The organism is Streptomyces kronopolitis, from assembly GCF_014646275.1.
Taxonomy (GTDB): Bacteria; Actinomycetota; Actinomycetes; order Streptomycetales; family Streptomycetaceae; genus Streptomyces; species Streptomyces kronopolitis.
In genome coordinates, this window is the sequence record NZ_BMND01000022.1 from 24,226 (window position 1) to 48,415 (window position 24,190).

16 protein-coding genes are annotated in these 24,190 nt (G+C 73.0%); 6 read left to right on the forward strand and 10 right to left on the reverse strand.

From position 1 onward, the window contains the following. Positions 1-155: 155 nt before the first annotated feature. Together IEY78_RS22365 and IEY78_RS22370 are read right to left on the reverse strand one after the other, a co-directional pair. Positions 156-2,432 (reverse strand): serine/threonine kinase C-terminal domain-containing protein, encoded by a 2,277-nt coding sequence (locus IEY78_RS22365; RefSeq protein WP_189101023.1) that lies wholly within the window; start codon positions 2,430-2,432, stop codon positions 156-158. Between the two features lie 206 nt (positions 2,433-2,638). Next, positions 2,639-4,786: a serine/threonine-protein kinase gene (locus IEY78_RS22370; protein ID WP_189101025.1), complete on the reverse strand. Its 2,148-nt coding sequence runs from the start codon at positions 4,784-4,786 to the stop codon at positions 2,639-2,641. A 189-nt stretch (positions 4,787-4,975) separates the two neighbouring features. Here IEY78_RS22370 and IEY78_RS22375 point away from each other — a divergent pair, with 189 nt between their 5' ends. Beyond that, positions 4,976-6,283 (forward strand): serine hydrolase domain-containing protein, encoded by a 1,308-nt coding sequence (locus IEY78_RS22375; RefSeq protein WP_189101027.1) that lies wholly within the window; start codon positions 4,976-4,978, stop codon positions 6,281-6,283. A 25-nt stretch (positions 6,284-6,308) separates the two neighbouring features. Here the strand turns inward: IEY78_RS22375 and IEY78_RS22380 are convergent, their stop codons facing one another. Further along, complete coding sequence (locus IEY78_RS22380; RefSeq protein WP_189101029.1) at positions 6,309-8,015, reverse strand: glycerol-3-phosphate dehydrogenase/oxidase; 1,707 nt, start codon at positions 8,013-8,015, stop codon at positions 6,309-6,311. 218 nt (positions 8,016-8,233) lie between these two features. Here IEY78_RS22380 and IEY78_RS22385 point away from each other — a divergent pair, with 218 nt between their 5' ends. Beyond that, positions 8,234-9,481: a nucleotide sugar dehydrogenase gene (locus IEY78_RS22385; RefSeq protein ID WP_189101031.1), complete on the forward strand. Its 1,248-nt coding sequence runs from the start codon at positions 8,234-8,236 to the stop codon at positions 9,479-9,481. A 561-nt stretch (positions 9,482-10,042) separates the two neighbouring features. Here IEY78_RS22385 and IEY78_RS22390 read toward each other — a convergent pair. From IEY78_RS22390 to IEY78_RS22405, 4 genes are all read right to left on the reverse strand, one after another. Then, positions 10,043-11,158, reverse strand: coding sequence for a GuaB3 family IMP dehydrogenase-related protein (locus tag IEY78_RS22390; RefSeq protein WP_189101033.1), 1,116 nt, complete (start codon positions 11,156-11,158; stop codon positions 10,043-10,045). A gap of 115 nt (positions 11,159-11,273) precedes the next feature. Beyond that, on the reverse strand, positions 11,274-12,776 hold the full coding sequence (gene guaB / locus IEY78_RS22395) for an IMP dehydrogenase (RefSeq protein WP_189101035.1): 1,503 nt from the start codon (positions 12,774-12,776) through the stop codon (positions 11,274-11,276). A 139-nt stretch (positions 12,777-12,915) separates the two neighbouring features. After that, complete coding sequence (locus IEY78_RS22400; protein WP_283781113.1) at positions 12,916-13,488, reverse strand: sigma-70 family RNA polymerase sigma factor; 573 nt, start codon at positions 13,486-13,488, stop codon at positions 12,916-12,918. 279 nt (positions 13,489-13,767) lie between these two features. Next, on the reverse strand, positions 13,768-14,379 hold the full coding sequence (locus tag IEY78_RS22405; protein ID WP_003948568.1) for a response regulator transcription factor: 612 nt from the start codon (positions 14,377-14,379) through the stop codon (positions 13,768-13,770). A gap of 380 nt (positions 14,380-14,759) precedes the next feature. Here IEY78_RS22405 and IEY78_RS22410 point away from each other — a divergent pair, with 380 nt between their 5' ends. After that, the gene (locus IEY78_RS22410; protein WP_189101037.1) at positions 14,760-15,092 is read left to right on the forward strand and encodes a WhiB family transcriptional regulator; all 333 of its coding nucleotides are present in this window, start codon (positions 14,760-14,762) and stop codon (positions 15,090-15,092) included. Positions 15,093-15,928: 836 nt separating this feature from the next. Here IEY78_RS22410 and IEY78_RS22415 read toward each other — a convergent pair. Beyond that, positions 15,929-16,840 (reverse strand): LysR family transcriptional regulator, encoded by a 912-nt coding sequence (locus IEY78_RS22415; RefSeq protein WP_189101039.1) that lies wholly within the window; start codon positions 16,838-16,840, stop codon positions 15,929-15,931. Positions 16,841-17,024: 184 nt separating this feature from the next. Here IEY78_RS22415 and IEY78_RS22420 point away from each other — a divergent pair, with 184 nt between their 5' ends. Both IEY78_RS22420 and IEY78_RS22425 read left to right on the forward strand, forming a co-directional pair. Continuing rightward, complete coding sequence (locus IEY78_RS22420; RefSeq protein ID WP_189101040.1) at positions 17,025-17,690, forward strand: MOSC domain-containing protein; 666 nt, start codon at positions 17,025-17,027, stop codon at positions 17,688-17,690. 180 nt (positions 17,691-17,870) lie between these two features. Further along, positions 17,871-18,644, forward strand: a complete 774-nt coding sequence (locus IEY78_RS22425; RefSeq protein WP_189101042.1) for an SDR family NAD(P)-dependent oxidoreductase — start codon at positions 17,871-17,873, stop codon at positions 18,642-18,644. A gap of 158 nt (positions 18,645-18,802) precedes the next feature. On the opposite strand, the gene IEY78_RS22430 is transcribed toward IEY78_RS22425, so the two are convergent. Then, positions 18,803-20,767 (reverse strand): DUF2264 domain-containing protein, encoded by a 1,965-nt coding sequence (locus tag IEY78_RS22430; RefSeq protein ID WP_189101044.1) that lies wholly within the window; start codon positions 20,765-20,767, stop codon positions 18,803-18,805. A 308-nt stretch (positions 20,768-21,075) separates the two neighbouring features. Here IEY78_RS22430 and IEY78_RS22435 point away from each other — a divergent pair, with 308 nt between their 5' ends. Next, a complete protein-coding gene (locus IEY78_RS22435; RefSeq protein ID WP_189101046.1) occupies positions 21,076-22,134 on the forward strand; it encodes a hydroxyacid dehydrogenase in 1,059 nt (352 codons plus the stop codon). Between the two features lie 375 nt (positions 22,135-22,509). Here the strand turns inward: IEY78_RS22435 and groL are convergent, their stop codons facing one another. Further along, positions 22,510-24,135, reverse strand: a complete 1,626-nt coding sequence (gene groL / locus IEY78_RS22440) for a chaperonin GroEL (protein WP_189101158.1) — start codon at positions 24,133-24,135, stop codon at positions 22,510-22,512. Positions 24,136-24,190 lie beyond the last annotated feature (55 nt).

Consider the following 24,190-nt stretch of genomic DNA (forward strand, 5'->3'; position numbering starts at 1 on the left):
CGGGCCGACAGGCGTCGATGAAACTGACGCTCCGTCAGAAATAGCTTAACCGCGAGCGCGGCGAGTCAACAAGACGTCGACTCCCCACTGCTGCAAGTGATTTGACGATTCGTCAGTTACAAGTCTTCGCGAGCGACCCCTCGCACGGACCCGGCTCAGCCCGGGCGGTAGGCGCTGGTCGCCTGCGCGTACAGCTGGTCGATCTCGCGCCGCCCGCTGTCCGGGCCGATCACCAGGACGAGGTGGTAGCGGCCGTTGTGGATCATCGCGAGGTTGCGGACGTAGACCACCCGGCCGCTGTTGTCGCGCCAGGAGAAGGTGCCCTCGGCCATCGCCGTCTTCCCGACGTCGATCCGCTGGAGACCGGAGGCCGAGGCCCAGCCCGAGGAGCGGTACGGCGCCAGCTCGGCTTCCTTGTTCTGGAGGTACGCCATCGGGTCGGTGCCGAAGCGCGCCGTGGTGTCCCGGCCGGGCACGACCACCAGCTCGTAGTCCCCGCCGACATACCGCACCTGGCGCCGGTCGTTGGCCCCGCGCCGCTGCCAGCCCTTGCGGACCGCGACCTGGAAGCCCTCCGGGTCGGTGCGTACCTCGAAGCCCTTGGCGACGCCCGCGGGCGCGGTGGTCTGCGACGCGCCGGTGCCGCCGCCCCGCTCGCCGCCGTCGGACGGTGCGGTGCTGCGGCCGGGCGCCGCGCTCGCGCCCGGATGTGCCGCGCCGTGCCCGCCGGCCTTGGAGTCCTGGCCGGAGTCCGGCAGGAACGCCAGCGCGTAGACGACCGCGCCGACGAGCAGCACCACCACCGCGACCAGCAGCAGCCGGACCGGCGGGCGCGGGCCGCGGGCCGGGCGCGGCGACGGGGGCGCGGCGTCCGGGCCGTGCTGCCCGGCCGGTTCGCTTGCCGAGGTCCCGGCCCCCATCGGCGCGGACGGCCGGACGGGCCGGGCCTGCCGGGGCGGCCGGAGCGGCTTGGGCTGCTTCGGGGGGCGGGGCGGACGGGGGGCGGGGGCGAGCGGAGTGGACTGCTCCGCTTCCGGCGCGGCATCGCGCGGCGCCGGTGCGGCGGGTGGTGGGGCGAGCGGCGCGGTCGGCGGTGGGGCGAGCGGTGCGGCGGCCGCGACGGCGGCCGGTGCGGGCTGCGGCCGGGCCCGCCGGGACGCCCGGGTCTTCTTGTGCCGCCCCTTGCGCACGAGTTCACCGCGGCGCCGCACGATCGGCAGCCGCCGCGGATCGGCCTCCTGCTCCAGCGCCGGCACGGTCACCGGCCGGCTCTGCGCCACCGGCTCCGGCGCCGTACGGATCAGCGACCGCAGCCAGCCGTTCAGCTCCTCGAAGTCCGGACGGTCGACGGGGTCCTGACGCAGCAGCGATTCGACGACGGGCCGCAGCGCCCCGCACTCCTCGGCCACCGCCGGGGGCCGGGAGCAGACCAGCTGCGCCAGCTCGGCGGCGCTGTCCTCCGGGAACGGCGGCTCCCCCTGCACACACCGGTAGAGCAGCGCGCCGACCGCCCACAGGTCGGTGGCCGGACCGACCGGCGGCGCCAGCTGCCAGTTCGTGTGGACCGGTCCGGCCTGCTCCGGCGCCCAGCGCTCGGTGACCGGGCCGATCACCGTCAGCCGCGCCTGCCGCGCCCGCTCGGCGGCGAGCCCGGCGCTGGGGCGGCCGAAGGCGGTGGCGGCGCCGTCCGCCGCGGGCCGCTCGTCCGGCGCGGACTTGGTCAGTGAGGTCCGGTCGACGGATCCGCCCGGCGCGGGGGCCTTCGCCGCCGGGCCGTCCGGTGCCGCCGCGGCATGCGGGGTCCCGGCCGCGGCGGGCGGCTCGTCCCCGCACAGCGCCTCCTGGGCCGCGCCCGCCGCCAGACCGGTCAGGATGGCCCGGCCGTCGTCGCAGACCAGGACCGTACGGGCGGTGATGTTGCGGTGCAGCCAGCCGTCCGCGTGCAGCACCCGCAGCGCGGCCAGCAGATCCGCGGCGATCTCCGCGGCGCGGTGCGGGGACAGCGCCCGCTCGGCGAGCAGCGCGGATAGCGGGCGCGCGGTGAGGAGTTCCGCGACCACCCACAGGCTGCCGTCCTGCACGAAGACGTCGAAGACCTGCTCCAGCCGGGGGTGGTCGGCCAGCTGGGCCGCCGTCGTCGCGGCCTCCAGCGCGCGCCGCACGGCGGGATCCCGGGGGTTGCGGTCGGCCGCGGACACGCCCGGCGGGCGCGCCCCGCCCGGACGGCCGCCGGGCCCCGCCGCAGGCGGACCCACCGGCTCGGCCCCCACGACCTCCGCCTCGACGACCTCCGGCAGCGGCACCTGGCGGAGCAGGACCTCCTGCCCGCTGAAGGTGTCAAAGGCCCGGGTCTCGGCGAACTCGTCCTCGCCGAGGGGCCGCAACGGCAGGCGGTATCTCTCGGCGAGCACCCGTCCCGCGTACTCGTCCACGACGCCTCCCCGCAGCGCGCACTGTGTCTGCCGTCGCGCGCCGGAGCCGCCCATCGGCGCCGGCGCCTCCGGTCACTTCCGGTCGCATTCCCGCCGATTGCGGATGCGTACGGTCCTCGCCGTCTCACGATACGTGCCACCGCCGGAGCGCGCGGCCCGCTCGGCCCAACGACGCGCGCCCCGTCCGTTCTTCACCCGGACCGTCCTCAGTCCTTGAGCGCGAAGGTCTTGAAGGCGGTGTGGATCAGCTCCTGGCACGCCTTGTCCGACCAGGCGTCCGCCTTGCAGGTGATCATGATCGCGTAGCCGTGCTGGTCGTCGGCCCGGAAGCCGCGGTCGAGGACCCGGACCTTCTGCCCGCTCTGCCGGCGGGTGAACGACCAGTCGGCGACCGTCGGATAGTCCCGCCACTTCACCGACTTGATGCCGATGAGGTGGTAGTCCTCGCTGGAGCCGCGGACGGCCGGCTCCAGGCTGCGCCAGGAGGCCGCCGCGTCGGTGCCGGGCTTGGCGTTGTAGTCGATCTGGACCCGCGGGAAGCCGCCCGAGGCGCTGTAGATGACGCCGGAGCCCTGGCCCGCGGTGCCCGTCTGGTGGAAGTCCTTGGGCATCGCCATACGGAAGTGGTAGCCGCCGTTGGAGACATCCGTGAAGCCGTCCGGCACCGCCTTGCCGCCCTTGTCTCCCTTGCCGTCCCCGGCGTCCGTACCGCTCGTGTCGCCGGCCGGTGTGACCTCCGTCGACTGCGGGGCAGGATCGCCCGGCGCGTCCTTCGCGGTGTCCCCGCCGGAGGTGTCCGACTCCGCCGAGGGCTTGGTCCGGCCCGCGGAGGCCGCCTTGTCGTGCGCGCCGGCCGCCTTGCCGTGCGTCTGCGCGGAGTCGTCGCCGCTGAGCGTGAGGGCCAGCACTGTGCCCAGCACCGCCAGGGCGACGACCACGGCCACGATGATCAGCGTGCGGCGCGGGACGACATCGGTCACCGACGCCCGGGTGGACGGGCGGTTGCCGCCGCCGGACCCGGCGTCCGCACGGGCCTCCACACGGGCCTTCGCGGCGGCGGCAGCGGCGCGCACGGTCTGCAGGGCCCCGCGCATCCGCTCCTTGGCGGCCTCGGTGTCGAACCCGGGGCGGGCGCCCGCCGGACGGTCCGCTTCCACGGCGGTCGTCTTGCTCGCCGCCTCCGCCTTCGCCGGCGCGGCACCGGCGGCGTCCGGGGCGGGCTTCGCGGCCGCCTTCTGCGGGCGCCCGGTCCGCTCCGGCGTACGCGCCGCGGCGGTTTTGCCGGGCGCGGCCGGCTTCTCGTCCACGGGGGCGCTACCGGATCCGCTCGCGCTCCCGGCCGCCGGCTCGGCGGCCGTCGAGGCGGCCGGCTTCGCCTTCGGCTTGCGCGCCGGCCGCGCCTTCGGGGCGGGCTTCGGCGCGGCCTTGGGCTTCGCCTCCGCCCGCTCCTTGGGCGCCGTCGGCAGCACCATGGCGCGGGTCTCGTCCAGCGGGGGCTCGGGCTTCTGCGGCTCGGGGGCGTGCACCACGTCCAGCAGCAGCGCCCGCGCGCCGGCGTCGTCCAGCCGGGCCGCCGGGTCCTTCACCAGCAGCCCGTAGATGACCTCTTCCAGGACGCCGGCGCTCTTCGGCGGCTCGACCGGCTCGGTCATGACCGCGGTCAGGGTGGCGATGGCCGAGCCCTTGTCGTACGGCGGCACGCCCTCGACGCAGGCGTACAGCAGGCCGCCCAGCGACCACATGTCGGCCGGCGGGCCGGGCTTGTGGCCGCGGGCGCGCTCCGGGGAGATGTAGGAGGGGGCGCCGACGAGCATGCCGGTCGAGGTCACGGAGGGGTCGCCCTCGACCTGGGCGATGCCGAAGTCGGTCAGCACGACCCGGCCGTCGTCGGACATCAGGACGTTGGACGGCTTCACATCGCGGTGCAGGATGCCCTCGCTGTGCGCGGCACGCAGCACGTCGAGCACGGCCAGGCCCACCTCGCCGGCGCGGCGCGGGGTGAGCGGTCCGTCGTCACGGACGACCTCGGCCAGCGAGCGGCCCTCGACCAGCTCCATCACGATCCACGGGCGGTCGTCCTCGTCGACCACGTCATAGACCGTCACGGCGCCGTTGTTCCGGATCCGGGCGATCGCCTTGGCCTCGCGGAGCGTACGGGTGATCAGACGACGCTTCTCGTCCTCCTCGACCCCGCCCGGGAAGCGCAGTTCCTTGACTGCGACCGTACGGCCCAGGACCTCGTCGCGTGCCCGCCATACGGTGCCCATACCGCCCCGGCCGAGAACATCGGCGAGCCGGTACCGGCCGGCGAGCAGCCTGCCCTCCTTGCCGTCCATCTCGACCTCGTCACCCACTGAATCCCCTCTGCAATCCAGTCGAGTTGGCAGCTTCGACGTCCCATCGATCACCAAACTGACCCAACTCGGACAACCCACCCTGGCAGAGCCTTCATTCTCCCTCATCCGGAGCCATGCGGAAGGCCCGGGTCGGTGCCGGGCGACACCGCGTACCCGTCATGATGGCCCGGACGAACGGGAGTCCCGATGACGATGCGCCCGCCGCGCCCGGCCCCGGCCGGTGACCCGCGCCCGGCCGGGCGCCGCCACGCCGCGGTCCACACGGGCGTGCTGGCCGCGCTGGCCCTGGTGGCCTGCACCGCCCGGCCGGTCCTCTCCCCCGCCCCACCCGCGCACGTCGCCCACCGAACGCCGGCGGCGGGGACGGCGACGGCCCGCCCGGCCCCGCCCGGTCCGTCCGGCGAGAAGGCCGCGTCCGCACTGCGCCGTCTGGTCCGCGACGGTGCGCCGGGCGCCGCCGCCCTCACCACCCGCGCGGGCGCCCCCTCGGCCGCGCGGTTCGCCACGGCCGGGGTCGCCGATCTGCACAGCGGCCGCCGGATCGGGCGGCAGGACCACTTCCGGGCCGGCTCCATCACCAAGACCCTGGTCGCGACGGTGATCCTGCAACTCGTCGGCGAGGGCCGGCTGACCCTCCACGACAGCGCCGCCGCCCACCTCCCGCCCGGCCTCCCGACCAGGGGGAACGGCACCGGCAGCGATCTGCGGCGGGTGACGATCCGCCAGCTGCTGGACCACACGAGTGGTTTGTTCAACTACACCGCGGACCCCCGGCTGTCCCGGCAGCTGAGCGGCGCGGGCTTCGGCACCCACCGCTACGACAGCCACACCCCGGGCGAGCTGCTGCGGATCGCGCTCGGCCACCCCCCGGTGGCCGCGCCGGGCGCCCGCTACGCCTACTCCAACACCAACTACCTCGTCCTCGGACTGGTCATCGAGGCCGTCACCGGGCACCCGTACGCCACGGAGATCCGCCACCGCCTCCTGACCCCCGCCGGTCTCGGCCACACCTCCTTCCCCGGCACCGACCCGGCGCTGCCCGAGCCGCACGGCCGGGCCTACTCCCGCGTCGGCCACCACCGCGTCGACGCCACCTCCCTGGACCCCAGCCGGGCCGGCGCGGCCGGCGAGATGATCACCACCCTCGGCGATCTCAACCGCTTCTTCTCCGCGCTGCTCGGCGGCCGGTTCCTGGCGCCGCGCCAGATGGCCGAGATACGCAGCGAGAAGGGCACCGGCGGCGCCTACGGCCTCGGCCTGTACGCCACCGAGCTGCCCTGCGGCGTCACGGTCTGGGGCCACGACGGCGACATCAACGGCTCCTTCGCCCGGACCGCGGGCACCGCCGACGGCCGTCACGTCGTCAGCTACCGCCTCAACACCGACCATCTGGCCGACCCGGCGCACGGCACCGACGTCCTGACCGCGGAGTTCTGCCCCCGGCGACCCGAGGACCGGCCCGGCACCAGCACCGGCCCGCCGCCCCGGCCGTAGGACTCCCGGCCGTAGGGCTCGCGGCCTACAGCGGCACGATGTCCGGCGCGCCCAGCCGCGCCGCATCCGCCGTCAGATCGTCCGGCTGGCGCTGCGATTCGCGTTCCGCCTCGACCCGCTTGTGGTAGTGCGCGATCTCCTTCTCGACCTGGTCGTCGTCCCAGCCCAGCGCCGGGGCGATCAGCTCGGCCACCTCGCGGGCGCTGCGGGCGCCGCGGTCGAAGGTCTCGAAGGAGATGCGGGTGCGCCGGGTCAGCACGTCGTCGAGGTGCCGGGCGCCCTCGTGCGTACAGGCGTAGACCGCCTCGGCCCGCAGATAGTCGTCCGCGGCCGCCAGCGGTTCGCCCAGCGACGGGTCGGCCACCACCAGCTCCAGCAGCTCCTCGGCCAGCGCGCCGTAACGGTTCAACAGATGCTCGATGCGCGCCACGTGCAGCCCGGTGCGCGCCGCGATCCGGGCCCGCGCGTTCCACAGCGCCCGGTAGCCCTCCGCCCCGACCAGCGGCACGTCCTCGGTCACACACTCCGCGACCCGCTGGTCGAGCGCGTGCACCGCCTCGTCCACCGCGTCCTTCGCCATCACCCGGTACGTCGTGTACTTGCCGCCCGCGACCACGACCAGGCCCGGTACCGGATGGGCGACGGTGTGCTCGCGCGACAGCTTGCTGGTGGCGTCCGACTCCCCGGCCAGCAGCGGACGCAGCCCGGCGTAGACGCCCTCCACGTCGTCCCTGGTCAGCGGTGTCGCGAGCACCTCGTTGACGTGTTCCAGCAGATAGTCGATGTCCGCGCTGGAGGCCGCCGGATGCGCCTTGTCGAGATCCCAGTCGGTGTCCGTGGTCCCCACGATCCAGTGCCGCCCCCACGGGATGACGAACAGCACGCTCTTCTCGGTCCGCAGGATCAGCCCGCTCGTCGAATGGATCCGGTCCTTCGGGACGACCAGGTGGATCCCCTTCGACGCCCGGACGTGGAACTGCCCGCGCTCCCCGATCAGCGCCTGGGTGTCGTCCGTCCACACCCCGGTGGAATTGACGATCTGCCGCGCCCGGATCTCGTACTCACCGCCGCCCTCGACGTCCTCCACCCGCGCGCCGACCACCCGCTCGCCCTCGCGCAGGAAGCCCACCACCCGCGCCCGGTTGGCGACCGCCGCCCCGTAGGACGCCGCGGTCCGCACCATCGTCGCCACATAGCGCGCGTCGTCCATCTGGGCGTCGTAGTACTGCAACGCCCCGACCAGCGCGCCCTTCTTCAGACAGGGCGCGACCCGCAGGGCCCGCTTGTGCGAGAGGTGCCGGTGCACGGGCAGCCCGCGGCCGTGCCCCGAGGAGACCGACATCGCGTCGTACAGCGCCACGCCCGCGCCCGCGTACCAGCGCTCCCAGCCCTTGTGCCGCAGCGGATAGAGGAACGGCACCGGCTTGACCAGATGCGGCGCCAGCCGCTCCAGCAGCAGCCCCCGCTCCTTCAACGCCTCTCTGACCAGCGCGAAGTCCAGCATCTCCAGATACCGCAGACCGCCGTGGATGAGCTTGCTCGACCTGCTGGACGTGCCCGAGGCCCAGTCCCGCGCCTCGACGAGCCCGGTGGACAGGCCGCGGGTCGCCGCGTCCAGCGCGGTCCCCGCGCCGACGACTCCCCCGCCGACCACGAGGATGTCCAGCTCCCGCTCCGCCATTCGGGCGAGCGCCTCGGCCCGCTGCGCCGGTCCCAGTATCGCTGTCTGCACCGCTGCCTCCCGCTGTGATCGGGGCCACACCCCCTGGTCCGTCGATTCTGTCCGCGCTGCGTTCCGGTATCCACCCTCCGCTCACGACGGCAACACCCCGCCGCCTTGATCCACCAATCCCTATTCTGGGTCAAATATCCGCTTAGTCTACTTATGCGCCATCCGCATACGTCATGCGCACACGTCATTCGCAGTCGCTCGGGAAGGACGGCCGCAGCATGCCCGCAGATCTCGCCGTCATCGGACTCGGTCACCTCGGCCTCCCCCTCGCCCAGGCCGCCACCACCGCCGGCATCACCACCCTCGGCTACGACCCCGACCCGCACTCCGCCGCCCTCTCGGGCGCCGACGGGCCGCTGTCCGCCACCGAACTCCGCCGCCTGCTCTCGGCCGGCTTCCGCACCACCACCGACCCCACCGCCCTCAGCCGCGTCCGCACCGCCGTCATCTGTGCGCCCACCCCCCTCGGCGAGGACCGCACCCTGGACCTGGGCGGCATCGCCGACGCCGCCCGCACCCTGGCCGCACAGCTGCGCCCGCACACCACGGTGATCCTCGAATCCACCGCGTACCCCGGCACCACCGAGGAATTCCTGCGCCCCCTCCTGGAGGAGGGCTCCGGCCTCACCGCCGGACGCGACTTCCACCTCGCCTGCTCCCCCGGCCGCCACGACCCCGGCAACCGCACCCACCACTACGCCAACACCCCCAAGGTCATCGGCGGCCTCACCCCCGCCTGCACGGAGGCGGCCGCCGCCTTCTACAACCGCCTCACCGACAAGGTCGTCCGCGCCCGCGGCCTGCGCGAGGCCGAGACCACCAAGCTGCTGGAGACCAACTACCGCCACCTCAACATCGCGCTGATGAACGAGATGGCGGTCTTCTGCCATGACATCGGCGTCGACCTGTGGGACGTCATCCGCTGCGCAGAGACCAAGCCGTTCGGCTTCCAGTCCTTCCGCCCCGGCCCCGGCGTCGGCGGCCACGCCGCCCCCATCGACCCCAACCACCTCGCCCGCACGGGGCGTTCACCGGGCCACCCGCTCCGCATGGTGGAACTCGCCCACGAGGTCAACGCCCGGATGCCCCGCTACGTCATCCAGCGCTGCGCCACCCTCCTCAACCACCACGGCAAATCCGCCCGCGGCGCCCGCGTCCTGCTGCTCGGCGTCACCTACAAGCCGGACATCGCCGACCTGACCGGCTCCCCGGCCCACGAGATCGCCTCCCGCCTGCGGGAACTGGGCGCGCACCTCACCTACCACGACCCCTACGTCCACCGGTGGAACGTCCTGGACCGCCCCGTCCCCCGCGCCGACTCCCTCTACGAAGCGGCTGCCGCCGCGGACCTCACCGTGCTGCTCCAGGCCCATCGCACGTATGACCTCCAGGGCCTGTCGGTCAAGGCCCAACTCCTCCTGGACACGCGGGGGGCGACGCCGGCCGGTGCGGCGCATCGGCTTTAGCGCCGGGCAGCGGCGGACGTTTTCGGCTGTGGCACCGTGCCTCGTCTGTTCTGTCTTTCGCCTTCGGCGGGGTGGGGTGGTTGGGCGGGGGCGCCTTTCGCCTCCGGCGGGGTGGGGTGTGGTTGGGCGGGGGCGCCTTTGGTGTGTGGTGGGTGCCGGTGGTGGACCTCCGGGGCCTGTGTGTGGACTGCTTCGCTTTACGTCCACACACAGGCCCCTCCGGCCCACCCCCTCCCGTCCGGATCGGCACCCCCGCCCGGTGAGGGGAATGGTCAAAAAGCCAGAAGCTCGGCCTCCCAATGGATAGGCCGAGCTTCTGGCTTTTGTCTTTGACACTCCCCCCGCCGGGGTGGGGCCCCACAACTACGGGAGGGGGCAGGGGCGGAGGGGTGTGTTGTCGGACGTAAAGCGAAGCAGTCCGACAACACACCCCGGAGCCCCTGCCACCGCCACCACCCACGCAGCAACCGGACCCCACCCCACAACCAACCCCGCCCCGCCAAAGGCGAAAAAAACGAACAGAAACAAGCACGGCGGGACACCCGGCAACGTGGGAAGGCCTCAGCGCCGTGGCGCGACCGTCACCTCGACCCGCTGGAATTCCTTCAGCTCCGAGTAGCCGGTCGTCGCCATCGCCCGGCGCAGTGCGCCGAAGAAGTTCATCGAGCCGTCGGGAACCGTCGACGGCCCCAGCAGCACCTCCTCGGTGGTGCCGACCGCCCCGAGGTCCATCCGCTTGCCGCGCGGCACGTCCTCGTGCACGGCTTCCATGCCCCAGTGGTGACCGCGCCCGGGCGCATCCGTGGCGCGGGCCAGCGGGGAGCCCATCATCACGGCGTCGGCGCCGCAGGCGATCGCCTTGGGGAGGTCGCCGGACCAGCCCACGCCGCCGTCGGCGATGACGTGGACGTAGCGGCCGCCGGACTCGTCCATGTAGTCACGGCGGGCGGCCGCGACATCGGCGACGGCGGTCGCCATCGGGACCTGGATACCCAGGACGTTGCGGGTGGTGTGCGCGGCGCCGCCGCCGAAGCCGACCAGCACACCGGCCGCGCCGGTCCTCATCAGGTGCAGCGCCGCGGTGTAGGTCGCGCAGCCGCCGACGATGACCGGGACGTCCAGCTCGTAGATGAACTGCTTGAGGTTCAGCGGCTCGGCCGCGGAGGAGACGTGCTCGGCGGAGACGGTCGTGCCGCGGATGACGAAGATGTCGACGCCGGCGTCCACGACGGCCTTGGAGAACTGGGCCGTGCGCTGCGGGGAGAGCGCGGCGGCGGTGACGACGCCCGCGTCCCGCACCTCCTTGATGCGCTGGCCGATCAGCTCTTCCCTGATCGGCGCGGCGTAGATCTCCTGGAGCCGCTTGGTGGCTGTGGGGCCGTTCAGCTCCGCGATCTCGGCGAGCAGCGGCTCCGGGTCCTCGTACCGGGTCCACAGGCCTTCGAGGTTGAGGACGCCCAGGCCGCCCAGCTCGCCGATGCGGATGGCGGTCTGCGGCGAGACCACGGAGTCCATGGGAGCGGCCAGGAAGGGCAGCTCGAAGCGGTAGGCGTCGATCTGCCAGGCGATCGAGACCTCCTTCGGGTCGCGGGTGCGGCGACTCGGTACGACGGCGATGTCGTCGAATGCGTATGCCCGGCGGCCGCGCTTGCCGCGCCCGATCTCGATCTCAGTCACGTGTGTGGCCTTTCCCTCTACGTCTGCCGTACCAGTATCCCCGACACGCCGAAGCCCGCGGCCGGGGTGCGGCCACGGGCTTGTGCACGCGTACGGGCGGTGCCGTACGCGCAGGTCAGCGCCGAGTGTAGTTCGGAGCCTCGGTGGTCATCTGGATGTCGTGCGGGTGGCTCTCCTTGAGACCCGCGGAGGTGATGCGCACGAAGTGGCCCTTCTCCTTGAGCTCGGGGATGTCGGCGGAGCCGACGTAGCCCATGGAGGCCCGCAGACCGCCGACGAGCTGGTGGGCGACCGAGGAGAGCGGGCCGCGGTAGGGCACCTGGCCCTCGATGCCCTCGGGGACCAGCTTGTCCTCGGACAGCACGTTGTCCTGGAAGTAGCGGTCCTTGGAGAAGGAGCGGCCCTGGCCGCGGGACTGCATCGCGCCCAGCGAGCCCATGCCGCGGTAGGACTTGAACTGCTTGCCGTTGATGAAGACCATCTCGCCGGGCGACTCCTCGCAGCCGGCCAGCAGCGAGCCCAGCATGACGGTGTCCGCGCCGGCCGCGATGGCCTTGGCGATGTCACCGGAGAACTGGAGGCCGCCGTCACCGATCAGCGGTACGCCCGCGGCGTGCGCGGCCCGCGCCGCCTCATAGATCGCGGTGACCTGCGGGACGCCGACACCGGCGACGACGCGGGTGGTGCAGATGGAGCCGGGGCCGACCCCGACCTTGATGCCGTCGGCGCCCGCGTCGATCAGCGCCTGCGCGCCGTCGCGGGTGGCGACGTTGCCGCCGACGACATCGACGCTGATGTTGGACTTGACCTTGGCGATCATGTCGAGGATGCCGCGGCTGTGGCCGTGCGCGCTGTCGATGACGAGGAAGTCGGCACCGGCCTCGACCAGCGCCTGCGCCCGCTCGTACGCCTCACCGCCGACGCCCACCGCGGCACCGACGACCAGCCGGCCCTCGGCGTCCTTGGCGGCGTTCGGGTACTTCTCCGCCTTCACGAAGTCCTTGACCGTGATCAGGCCCTTGAGCACGCCCGCGTCGTCGACCAGCGGCAGCTTCTCGATCTTGTGGCGGCGCAGCAGCTCGATGGCGTCCTCGCCGGAGATGCCGACCTTGCCGGTGACCAGCGGCATCGGCGTCATGACCTCGCGGACCTGACGGCTGCGGTCCATCTCGAAGGCCATGTCACGGTTGGTGACGATGCCCAGCAGCTTGCCCGCGGCGTCGGTGACCGGCACCCCGCTGATGCGGAACTTGGCACACAGGGCGTCGGCCTCGGACAGCTCGGCGTCCGGACGGACCGTGATCGGGTCGGTGACCATGCCGGACTCGGAGCGCTTGACCAGGTCGACCTGGTTGGCCTGGTCCTCGATGGACAGATTGCGGTGCAGTACGCCCGCGCCGCCCTGCCGCGCCATGGCGATGGCCATCCGCGCCTCGGTCACCTTGTCCATCGCCGCCGACAGCAGCGGGATGTTCACCGTGACATTGCGCGAGACCCGGGACGCGGTGCTCACCGCGTTGGGCAGCACCTCCGACGCACCCGGCAGCAGCAGCACGTCGTCGTATGTCAGCCCGAGCATGGCGAATTTGGCGGGCATACCGTCGACGTTGTCACTCATGACACCTTCCCCAATGCTCTTGCCTCAGCGCGGACTCCCATGCTAACGGCCTAAGGAAGTGTCCCAATCCACGAGCGGTGAGGGCCTCGTCACTTGTGTATTTCTACGGCGAATCCCCGCCGCGCGGGGCGGGAATCTGCTACTGCTCGGCGAGCGCCCGCAGCCTGCTCAGCGCACGGTGCTGGGCGACCCGGACGGCGCCGGGCGACATCCCCAGCATCTGCCCGGTCTCCTCCGCCGTCAGCCCGACGGCGACCCGCAGCAGGACCAGCTCCCGCTGGTTCTCCGGAAGATTCGCCAGCAGCTTCTTGGCCCACTCCGCGTCGCTGCTCAGCAGCGCCCGCTCCTCGGGACCGAGGGAGTCGTCCGGCTGCTCCGGCATCTCGTCGGACGGCACGGCCGTGCTGCCGTGCCGCATCGCCGCCCGCTGCAGATCGGCGACCTTGTGGCCGGCGATGGCGAAGACGAACGCCTCGAAGGGCTTGCCGGTGTCGCGGTAGCGCGGCAGCGCACAGAGCACCGCGACACACACTTCCTGTGCCAGATCCTCGACGAAGTGCCGGGCGTCACCCGGCAGCCGTGACAGCCGGGTGCGGCAGTAGCGCAGGGCGAGGGGGTGCACATGGGCCAGCAGGTCGTGGGTGGCCCGTTGGTCGCCCTCGACTGCGCGGGCGACGAGATCGCCGATTTCCTGCTTCCCGTCCTCACGCATCGGACCATGGTGCCTTGGCGCCGCACGATCCGCGGCATCAGGTCCGTACTTGTGCACTGAAGCGTTATGCGCGGCAGGTGCGCCGGCTGTCATGTCCTGCGCCCTCCCCTCGTGCCCGACCGACCCGTCCCCGAGGAACTCCATACCTCAAGGATGCGGCACCGCGCGGCGAATCGGACCGCCGGCGGACGCGGCGGCCTGCGGGGCACCCTGTCACCCCGCCCGCCGCAGGGCGGGCGGGGATCTTCACTCCCCCGCATCGCTGCACGTCATAACGCCTTAGCGGACCAGTCCCCAGCGGAAGCCGAGGGCCACCGCATGCGCGCGGTCCGAGGCGCCGAGCTTCTTGAAGAGGCGCCGGGCATGCGTCTTGACGGTGTCCTCGGAGAGGAACAGCTCACGGCCGATCTCGGCGTTGGAGCGGCCGTGACTCATACCCTCCAGCACCTGGATCTCCCGCGCGGTGAGCGTCGGTGCGGCGCCCATCTCGGCGGACCGCAGCCGCCGCGGGGCGAGCCGCCACGTCGGGTCGGCCAGCGCCTGGGTCACCGTCGCCCGCAGTTCGGCGCGCGAGGCGTCCTTGTGCAGATAGCCGCGGGCACCGGCGGCGACCGCGAGCGCGACCCCGTCCAGATCCTCGGCCACCGTGAGCATGATGATCCGGGCGCCGGGATCGGCGGACAGCAGCCGGCGCACGGTCTCGACACCGCCGAGACCGGGCATCCGTACGTCCATCAAAATAAGGTCCGAGCGATCGGCGCCCCAGCGGCGGAGGACTTCCTCGCCGTTGGCCGCGGTCGTCACGCGCTCGACGCCGGGCACGGTCGCAACCGCCCGACGGAGCGCCTCTCGGGCAAGCGGGGAGTCGTCGCAGACGAGGACGGATGTCATGACCGTCCTCCGCAGCTGATGCGCGTCACCTTGAGCCTCCAGGCTGGTACGTATCGTCACCTGTTGCGATTGACGGCCTCGGACACCTGCCCTACGGCTACCTCTGCCAATCGCCTCCGCACACTCAACGACGGTCACTCGAAAGAGTTACGGCTTCGGCGACCGAGTTCAGCACGCTCCGTGAGGAGCCGGATACGCAGACGACTCAACGGGCGACCGGCATCCGCGCGTGCACCCTATGCCCTATTTGGCTCTCTTTCTTCCATTTTCGTGGTGACTATGACTAGATTCGCAATGAGTCATATTTACATCTACTTCGACAGTAGATGTACCGTCGTGAGCACCGAGCCCGCATCAGCATCGCTTCGAGGGGACACGCAATGGCAGATTTCTCCCGCCTCCCGGGCCCGAACGCCGACCTGTGGGACTGGCAGCTGCTGGCCGCCTGCCGTGGCGTGGACAGCTCCCTCTTCTTCCATCCGGAGGGTGAGCGCGGAGCGGCCCGCAGCGCGCGTGAGACATCGGCGAAGGAGGTCTGCATGCGCTGCCCGGTACGGGCCGAGTGCGCGGCACATGCACTGGCCGTCCGCGAGCCCTACGGGGTGTGGGGCGGCCTGACGGAGGACGAACGCGAGGAGCTCATGGGCCGGGCCCGCCACCGCCTGATCCCCGCCTCCTCCATGACCGGCCACGCGGGCACCCCGGGCGCCTGACCCACGACAGCGGATCACCCCTGAAGAAACGTTCCTGCAAATGCTGTGCACCTGCGGGGCTGGGTGGGGAGTTTTTGCGGTGAGTGGTGAGTGGTGGGCAGCGGGAGCGGCGGGCCGGGTGCGGGTGCGGTCGGGTGCGGGTGGAGGTGTAGCCGGGCGCGGGCGGGCGCAGGTGCGGGTGCGGTCGGGGGGTGACTGAGGCGGGGCGGCCGAGCGGCCGGGTGCGGTCGGCCGTGGGTGCGGCCATGCGCGGGTGCGAGTGCGGGGCGGGTACGGCTTGGCGCGGTGACGCAGGCGGGGCAGTCGAGCGCGGGTGCGGCGGATGCTGCTGGGCGCGGCGACGGGACGGGCGGGTGCGGTCGGGTGCGGGTGCGGGTGCGGGTGCGGGTGCGGGTGCGGCGGATGCTGCTGGGCGCGGCGACGGGACGGGCGGGTACGGCCGGGCGTGGTCACGGAGGCGGGTCGGGCGGGTGCGGGTGCTGCCGAGCGCAGTTACGGAGGCGGGGCGGGAGGGCGCTGTCGGCCGCGGGTGGTGCTGGGCGCGGGTGCGGCCCGGCGCGGGTGCGGATGCGGCCGGGCGGTTACAGAAGCGGGCGGACGCGTGCGGCCGAGTGCGGTGCGGAGTCGGGGCTGCGAGTACGGCCGGACGCGTGTGCTGCCGGGCGCGGCGACGGAGGCGGGGCGGGCGGGCGGTGTCGGCGTGCCTGAATCCGCGGCGGAGGGCGGAACGGGAGCGGCCGGATGCGGCCGGGCGCAATGAGACGGAGCGGGCGGCCGCGGAGTGCCGGAATCGGGGCGTACAGGCGGAGCCGGAGCGGTCGGGTGCGTGGGGCCGTTCAGCGGCCCGCGGCGTCCGCCAGCTGGTCGAGCGTGGCCTCGACGGCGGGGACGTGCGCCAGGTCCGGCAGCGTGAGCGCGACGATCTCGCGGTGGACGGCGGGCTCCATCCGTACGGCCGTCGCCCCTTTGAGGCGTACCGACGTCAGGGTCAGCTCGGGCAGCGCGGCGACCCCCAGGCCGACGCCGACCAGGCCGATCACCGCGGGGTAGTCGTCCGTCGCGAAGTCGATGCGCGGGGTGAAGCCGGCGCTCTCGCAGACCTCCACGAGATGCCGGCGGCAGCGCGGGCAGCCCGCGATCCAGGGCTCGTCGGCCAGCTCGGAGAAGTGCGCGCTCTTCGCCGTCGCCAGCCGGTGGCCGTCCGGCACCAGGCCCACCAGCCGGTCCGCCAGGATCGGCCGCACCACCAGGTCGTCCCACTCGGCGGCGGCCGCCGGGTCCGCGCCGCGCACTTCCGGATAGCGGAAGGCGAGGGCGATCTCGCAGTCGCCGTTGCGCAGCATCTCGATCGAGCGCGGGGGCTCGGCCTCGACCAGCGAGACCCGGGTGCCCGGGTGGGCCGCGCGCATGGCCGCCAAGGCGGTCGGGACCAGCGTCGAGCTGCCGGAGGGGAAGGACACCAGCCGCACCCGCCCGGCGCGCAGGCCCGCGATGGCCGCGATCTCCTCCTCGGCGGCGGTGAGGCCGGCGAGGATGCCGACGGCGTGCCGCACGAGGGACTCGCCCGCCTGGGTCAGCCGCATCTCCCGGCCCGTACGGACCAGCAGCGGGGTGCCGGCGGACTGCTCCAGCGCCTTCATCTGCTGGCTGACGGCCGGTTGGGTACAGCCCAGTTCGCGCGCGGCGGCGGAGAACGAACCGGTCCGGGCGACCGCACGCAGCACACGGAGATGACGGGCCTCGATCATGCCTCAAGCATAAGCGGGTCTTGGGTTGATCGGGAAAAAGTGCGCCGATGCTTTTGGGCGGCTGCGCGATACGTGGCCCCCACCCGCTGCGGTGGTCCATGACGGGCGATGAACGGGGAAGATGCAGATGAAGATGCAGATAAGGCCCTCGGGGGCCACGTCGAGCGAGCAATCGGAGCGCCACATGAAGCTGCTGACCGTGAACGTGGGGCGGCCCGAACCGTCCGAGCACACCGACGCGGCGGGCGGCACGGGTATCGACAAGCGTCCCGTGGACGGCCCGGTGGCGGTGACCGCCCCGGGGCCCAAGGGCACCGGCGGCAGCGGGCTGGCCGGTGACGCGGTGGTCGATCTGCGCCATCACGGCGGCGACGACCAGGCCGTTTACGCCTATGCCCGGGAGGATCTGGACGAATGGGAGCGGGAGCTGGGCCGCGAGCTGGCCAACGGGTCGTTCGGCGAGAACCTCACCACGGCGGGCGTGGAACTCACCGGTGCGCTGATCGGTGACCGCTGGCGGGTCGGTCCGCGGCTGCTGCTGGAGGTGAGCTGTCCGCGCATTCCCTGCCGGACGTTCCAGGGGTGGCTGGGCGAGCACGGCTGGCTGAAGCGGTTCACCCAGACCGCGGTGCCGGGCGCCTATCTGCGGGTGATCGAATCGGGCGAGATCCGCGCCGGGGACGCCGTCGAGCTGGTGCACCGCCCGGCGCACGAGGTGACCATCCAGCTGATGTTCCAGGCCCTGACCCTCCGTCGGGAACTGCTGCCGCGGCTGCTGGAGGCGGGCGAGGCGCTCCCGGAGGAGGCACGGCGGCGGGTGCTGGCGTACCAGGAGCGAAAGCGCGGCTGAGCCCCGGGGCCGGGCGGCCGGCACCGGCGGTGCGGGGTGCTCGGGCGGCAAGGCCCCTGCGGACGGGGGGCGGTGGGCTCCCGGGCCGGGCGGCAAGCGGCGGCCCGGCGGCCGGAGAGGGTGGCCGCGTCGGTGGGGTTGGGGCTCGGGCCCCGCGGCCGGTGCGGATAGCGTGCCCGTATGACGACTGCACTGATCACAGGAGCCACGGCGGGCATCGGAGCGGCGTTCGCCCGACGACTCGCGAGCGACGGCCACAGCGTGGTGCTGGTGGCCCGGGACGAGAAGCGACTGCACGAGCAGGCCACCGAGTTGCACGACCGGCACGGCATCGAGGCGGAGGTGCTGAGCGCCGACCTGGCCACCGAGGAGGGCATCGCGGCCGTCGAGGCGCGGCTCTCGGACACCAGGCACCCGGTGGATCTGCTGGTGAACAATGCCGGGTTCGGCAACAAGGGCGAGTACCTCGAAGTCCCGATGGCCGACGAGCTGACGATGCTGAAGGTGCACTGCGAGGCCGTACTGCGGCTGACCACGGCCGGGGTGCGCGGGATGCGGGACCGCCGGCGGGGCGCCGTGGTCAATGTGGCGTCGGTGGCGGCGTTCGTGCCGCGCGGCACCTACGGCGCGAGCAAGGCGTGGGTCGTGCAGTTCACCCAGGGCGCCGCGCGGGATCTGGCGGGCAGCGGGGTGCGGCTGATGGCGCTGTGCCCCGGGTTCGTCCGGACCGAGTTCCACCAGCGGGCCGGGATGGGGACGGACAACATCCCCGGGTGGATGTGGCTGGACGCGGACAAGCTCGTCGACGCCGCGATGAAGGACCTGACGCGGGGCAAGTCGCTGTCCATTCCGGACCCCCGCTACAAGGCGCTGATGGGCGCGGTGAAGCTGGCGCCCCGCGGCGTGCTGGGCGGGGTCACCTCCCGTACGGGCCGGAAGTTCGGGCCGCGCTGACGCACGGTCGCCTTCCGTGCCGGCGGGCGCGGCGCCGTGGGGGTGCGCCGGCCCGGAGCGCAGGAGCGCGCAGAGCCATGACGGCAGGGAGCGGTGGCGCAGGGAGCGGTGGCGGCGGGCGGTGGCGGGCCGGGGCCCGAGTCCGGGGAGGATTCGCGTCATGGCCGGGCCACCTGCCCTGACACCTCGCCACCCTCCGTGCCCGGCGGGGGCAGGTCCAGGTGGGTGCGGGTGCCGTCCTGCCAGGTGACCTCCATGCCGTGGCGGGTGGGGCGGACGGTCGCCAGGGTGTGGACGGGCGCCGGGTCGGGGTCGGCGGTCAGCGACACCAGGGCCGCGAAGAGGGTGCCCCCGGGGTCGGCGGTGACGGTGCCCTCCACGGAGAGGGTCGCGGTACGGGGGCCGATGAGGGTGCTTCCCGTAGGGGTGCGGCGGGCCGGGGTGTCGTAGCCGTGGACGGGGTGGAGTTGGGCGGTGGGACCGCCGGGGGTGGTGGCCCAGCCGGTCTGGCGGACGCGGGTGCCGGGGGCGGCGCCGGTGACCCGGTGGGCGCGGATTTCGGCGCTGCCGTGGACGAGGGTGGCGGACAGGATGCGGACACCGGCGAGTTCGGTGCCGTCGGGGGCGCGCGGGGTGTGGACGGAGGAGGCCCGGTCGGGTCCGGTGGCCTGCGGGGTGGCGGGGCCGCGGGTGGTCGGGCGGCCGTCGAGGAGCAGGGCAAAGTGGTTGTCGGGCAGGGCCGGGTCGTCGTCGGTGGGTGCCGTGGGCCCGGTGCGGGTGGAGTAGGCGAAGCGGGCGTAATAGGGGTCGGGGGTGGTGCGGACGGAGTTGCTGCCGTGGTTGTGGAGCCGGACCAGTCCGTCGGAGGCGGTGGACTGGAGCAGCAGGCCCGTGGTGCCGAAGGGCCCGGCGGCGTCGGCGGTTTCGGCGGGCAGCGCCTCCTCGGTGGCGGTCCAGGCGGGATGGCCGGCGGGGAGCAGCAGGCCGAGGAAGCCCTTGGCCGCCCAGTACGGCGAGGCCGGGCCGGAGTAGCTCTGGAGCATCGGCGCGTACGGTCCGTACCAGCCAAGGGGTAACAGGCCGTCTCGGGTGACGGCGCCGCGGTCGAGGAAGTGGCGCACGGCGCCGGAGGCGAGGCGGCGGGTGGCACCGGGGGTGAGCGGGGTGTGGCCGGTGAGCGCACCGAGCCACGGGGCGGCCGCGGCGGCGAAGCGGTAGGTGAGGGAGCGGCCGAAGGGCAGGGGCGCGCCATCGGTGTCGAAGAGGCGGGTGCAGGCGTCCAGTTGGGCGTGCAGACGGGGGCCGTGGGTCGCCAGCAGGGCCCGGTCGGCCGCCAGATGGGCGTGCAGGACCGGGTAGAAGTGCAGTGCCCAGCCGTTGTAGTGGTCGAAGGCGCGGTTGTCGCCGTCCGCGTACCAGCCGTCTCCCTGGTACCAGTCCTCGATGCGGGTCAGCGCACGGTCGATGGCCGCCCCGGCACGGTCGGTCTCGATGCCCACCTCACGCAGGAAACCGCCGACGGTGAGCCCGAAGAGCCACCAGTTGTTGTCGACGGGGGACGGGCCCAGGGCCGGCAGCAGCCACTCGGCGACGCGGCTGCGGACGCTCTCGTCGAGGGTGTCCCACAGCCATCGCCGGGTCAGGCGCAGCCCGAGGGCGAGCGAGGCGGCCTCGACGCGGGCCTGGCGCACGGTCTCGATGCGGGGCCAGGACTCCGGGTCGGCGGGGGTCGGTTCGCGTGCGGCGCCAGGCCTGCGGGTGCCCGCGGCGAGCCCCTCGGCGTAACGGGGGAGATGGCCGTGCGGGTCACGCCCGCCGTCGCCGGCCACCCGGAGCGCGGCGAGCAGGAACGTACGGGCGAAGCCTTCGAGACCGTCCGAACGGGGACCGGAGGAGCTGGGGCGGGCTCCGGGGAGCACGATCAGGCCGTGGCGCGGGGAGGCATAACGGGCGGTGGCCCGCAGCAGGGCATCGGCAGTCACCTCCCAATGGGCCCGGGTCCAGCCGGTGTACGGGCTGCGGCGGCGGTCTTCGGGCGGCAGCGCCCAGGGCGGATGCCCCGGAGGAGGCCGACGACGCACGGCGGGGAAATCGGGCTGCCACTCAGGCTGCGACTCGGCCATGACTCCCCCTGATACGGCGGATGGTGGCCGGGCGCCGGCACCCTTCAGCCGCGACAGACCGACACGTCGACCGGGCATCCGGCCCACGCTCCCTCTTCCTCCCGCGCCCCGCACTCCCGCGCCTCGCGCTCCCCCGCACCCTCACGTCTCCGCTCCTCTCCTTCCGTACCGGTCAACTCCCCGCCGTCCGCCGCCGGCGCCCTCGCACCGACGGCTCCGCGGCGACACACTGAGATGCCGCTCCCGCTCGACGGTGGCGGCAGGTGACGCGCACTGACGGGCGACCGCGAAGGAGCACGTTCCTCACTATGCACCCGACCCCTGACCACGCCGCCAGGCCTGTGGATAACCCTCCTGCCCGGCCCTCCGTGCTGCTGTCGATGGCGCCCGACATCGCCGCCCGGCTGCTCGACACCCGCCATCGCACCCGCCTGACGACCCTGGCCCGTACCGATCCGCGCCTCGTCGCCCACGAACTGACCGCCCCCACCCCCGCGGTCGCCGCCGCCCTCGCCGAGGCCGAGGTCCTTCTCACCTGCTGGGGCGCCCCACCGCTCACCAGCACCGTCCTGGCCGCGGCGCCCCGGCTGCGCGCCGTCGTCCACGCCGCCGGCTCGGTACGGCACCACCTCACCGACGCCTGCTGGGAGCGAGGCATCGCCGTCAGCTCGGCCGCCGCCGCCAACGCGCTCCCGGTCGCCGAGTACACGCTCGCCGCGATCCTCTTCGCCAACAAACGCGTGCTGCACGCCGCCCACCGCTACCGGGACCTGCGCGCACCACACGACTGGGCCGACGCACTCGACGGCACCGGCAACCACCACCGCACCATCGGCATCATCGGCGCCTCCCGTATCGGCCGCCGCGTCATCGAGCTGCTGCGCCCGTTCGACCTGCGGGTGCTGCTGTACGACCCGTACGTGGACGCGGACGAAGCCGCCCGGCTCGGCGTGACGCCGGTCCCGCTGGACGCGCTCTGCGGCGGCAGCGACCTCGTCACCGTGCACGCCCCGCAACTGCCCGCCACCCGCCATCTGCTCGGCGCCCCCGAACTGGCCCTGATGCCGGACGGCGCCACCCTGATCAACACCGCCCGCGGCTCCCTCGTCGACCCGGACGCGCTGCTCCCCGAGCTGGTCAGCGGCCGCCTGCACGCCGTCCTCGACGTCACCGAGCCCGAACTCCCGCCGCCCGCGTCGCCGTTGTGGGACCTCCCGAACGTCCTGCTGACGCCTCACGTGGCGGGGTCCCTGGGCACCGAACTCCACCGCCTGGCCGACCACGCCCTCGACGAACTCGAACGCTACGCACACGGCCGCCCCTTCAGCGCCCCCGTACTGCCGGAGCATCTGCACCACTCGGCCTAGCGCGACGGGCCGGGGGCGCGGCAGGCGCGTGCACGGAGGGCGGCCTCGACACCCACGCGGCCGCACACGAAACTCCCCTCCAGTCCCGCCCACCCCCCGAAGGGGGGTGGGCGGCGGGGAAACAACACACCAGGGGGCGGGCGGCGGGGAAACAACACCCCTGGGGATGGGCCACGGAAGCCATCACCCCGGGACCCCTGAAGTCGGCGGCCGCCCCGGGGAACCCGAAAGCCCAGCCCAATCCGGGGCCCCTGAGGCCCGAGCCCTCCCGGGCCCCCAAAACCCCGAAAACCCGGCCCCCGCCAAAGCGGAAACCGGGTTTTCGGAAGACGGTCCGCGGCGAGCCCGAAGGCCCACCGTCACCGTGTCAGCACGTCAGTGCGCGTGGCCGTGGCCGTGGCCGGCCTCGGCCGCGTCGTCCTCGGCGGGCTTCTCGACGACCAGGGTCTCGGTCGTCAGCAGCAGCGACGCGATGGACGCGGCATTCTCCAGGGCGGAGCGGGTGACCTTGACCGGGTCGATGACGCCGGCCTTGACCAGGTCGCCGTACTCGCCGGTGGCGGCGTTGAAGCCGTTGCCCTTGTCCTGCTCGGCGACCTTCGAGGTGATGACGTAGCCCTCGAGGCCCGCGTTCTCCGCGATCCAGCGCAGCGGCTCGACGACGGCGCGGCGGACGACGGCGACACCGGTGGCCTCGTCGCCCTCCTTGCCGAGGGAGCCTTCCAGCACCTTGGCGGCGTGGACCAGAGCGGAGCCACCACCGGAGACGATGCCCTCCTCGACCGCGGCGCGGGTCGCGGAGATGGCGTCCTCCAGACGGTGCTTCTTCTCCTTGAGCTCGACCTCGGTGGCCGCACCCACGCGGATGACGCAGACGCCACCGGCGAGCTTGGCGAGGCGCTCCTGGAGCTTCTCGCGGTCCCAGTCCGAGTCGGTGCTCTCGATCTCGGCCTTGATCTGCGCGACGCGACCGGTGACGTCCTCGGACTTGCCGCCACCGTCGACGATGGTGGTGTCGTCCTTGGTGACGGTCACGCGGCGGGCGGTGCCCAGCACGTCCAGACCGGCCTGGTCGAGCTTGAGGCCGACCTCCTCGGCGATGACGGTGGCACCGGTGAGGGTGGCGATGTCGCCGAGCATGGCCTTGCGGCGGTCACCGAAGCCGGGGGCCTTGACGGCCACGGCGTTGAAGGTGCCACGGATCTTGTTCACGACCAGGGTCGACAGGGCCTCGCCCTCGACGTCCTCGGCGATGATCAGCAGCGGCTTCGAGGCGCCGGCCTGGATGACCTTCTCCAGCAGCGGCAGCAGGTCCTGGATCGAGGCGATCTTGCCCTGGTGGATCAGGATGTACGGGTCCTCGAGGACGGCCTCCATACGCTCCTGGTCGGTGACCATGTACGGCGAGAGGTAGCCCTTGTCGAAGGCCATGCCCTCGGTGAAGTCGAGCTCCAGGCCGAAGGTGTTGGACTCCTCGACGGTGATGACACCGTCCTTGCCGACCTTGTCCATCGCCTCGGCGATCAGCTCGCCGACCTGCTTGTCCTGGGCGGACAGGCCGGCCACGGCGGCGATGTCGGACTTGTCGTCGATCGGGCGCGCGGTCGCGAGGAGCTCGTCGGACACGGCCTTGACGGCGGCGTCGATGCCCTTCTTGAGCGCGGCCGGGGAGGCACCCGCGGCGACGTTGCGCAGACCCTCGCGGACCAGCGCCTGGGCCAGCACGGTGGCGGTGGTGGTGCCGTCACCCGCGATGTCGTTGGTCTTGGTCGCGACCTCCTTGACGAGCTGCGCGCCAAGGTTCTCGTACGGGTCGTCGATCTCGACCTCACGAGCGATGGTGACACCGTCGTTGGTGATGGTCGGGGCGCCGAACTTCTTGTCGATGACGACGTTGCGGCCCTTGGGGCCGATCGTCACCTTGACGGTGTCGGCAAGCTTGTTGACGCCGCGCTCAAGGGCGCGACGGGCGTCCTCGTCGAACTTCAGGATCTTCGCCATGGGTTGCTTCAAGTCCTCTCATTGCGATCCTCGGCCACGCAGTGGGGACCGCTGT

What these genes read in the sequence shown, in the direction of transcription:
- IEY78_RS22375 (WP_189101027.1), top strand. Translation starts at nt 4,976, where the DNA reads ATGACGATGCGCCCGCCGCGCCCGGCCCCGGCCGGTGACCCGCGCCCG.
- IEY78_RS22385 (WP_189101031.1), top strand. Translation starts at nt 8,234, where the DNA reads ATGCCCGCAGATCTCGCCGTCATCGGACTCGGTCACCTCGGCCTCCCC.
- guaB (WP_189101035.1), bottom strand. Translation starts at nt 12,776, where the DNA reads ATGAGTGACAACGTCGACGGTATGCCCGCCAAATTCGCCATGCTCGGG.
- IEY78_RS22400 (WP_283781113.1), bottom strand. Translation starts at nt 13,488, where the DNA reads ATGCGTGAGGACGGGAAGCAGGAAATCGGCGATCTCGTCGCCCGCGCA.
- IEY78_RS22405 (WP_003948568.1), bottom strand. Translation starts at nt 14,379, where the DNA reads ATGACATCCGTCCTCGTCTGCGACGACTCCCCGCTTGCCCGAGAGGCG.
- IEY78_RS22410 (WP_189101037.1), top strand. Translation starts at nt 14,760, where the DNA reads ATGGCAGATTTCTCCCGCCTCCCGGGCCCGAACGCCGACCTGTGGGAC.
- IEY78_RS22415 (WP_189101039.1), bottom strand. Translation starts at nt 16,840, where the DNA reads ATGATCGAGGCCCGTCATCTCCGTGTGCTGCGTGCGGTCGCCCGGACC.
- IEY78_RS22420 (WP_189101040.1), top strand. Translation starts at nt 17,025, where the DNA reads ATGAAGCTGCTGACCGTGAACGTGGGGCGGCCCGAACCGTCCGAGCAC.
- IEY78_RS22425 (WP_189101042.1), top strand. Translation starts at nt 17,871, where the DNA reads ATGACGACTGCACTGATCACAGGAGCCACGGCGGGCATCGGAGCGGCG.
- IEY78_RS22430 (WP_189101044.1), bottom strand. Translation starts at nt 20,767, where the DNA reads ATGGCCGAGTCGCAGCCTGAGTGGCAGCCCGATTTCCCCGCCGTGCGT.
- IEY78_RS22435 (WP_189101046.1), top strand. Translation starts at nt 21,076, where the DNA reads ATGCACCCGACCCCTGACCACGCCGCCAGGCCTGTGGATAACCCTCCT.
- groL (WP_189101158.1), bottom strand. Translation starts at nt 24,135, where the DNA reads ATGGCGAAGATCCTGAAGTTCGACGAGGACGCCCGTCGCGCCCTTGAG.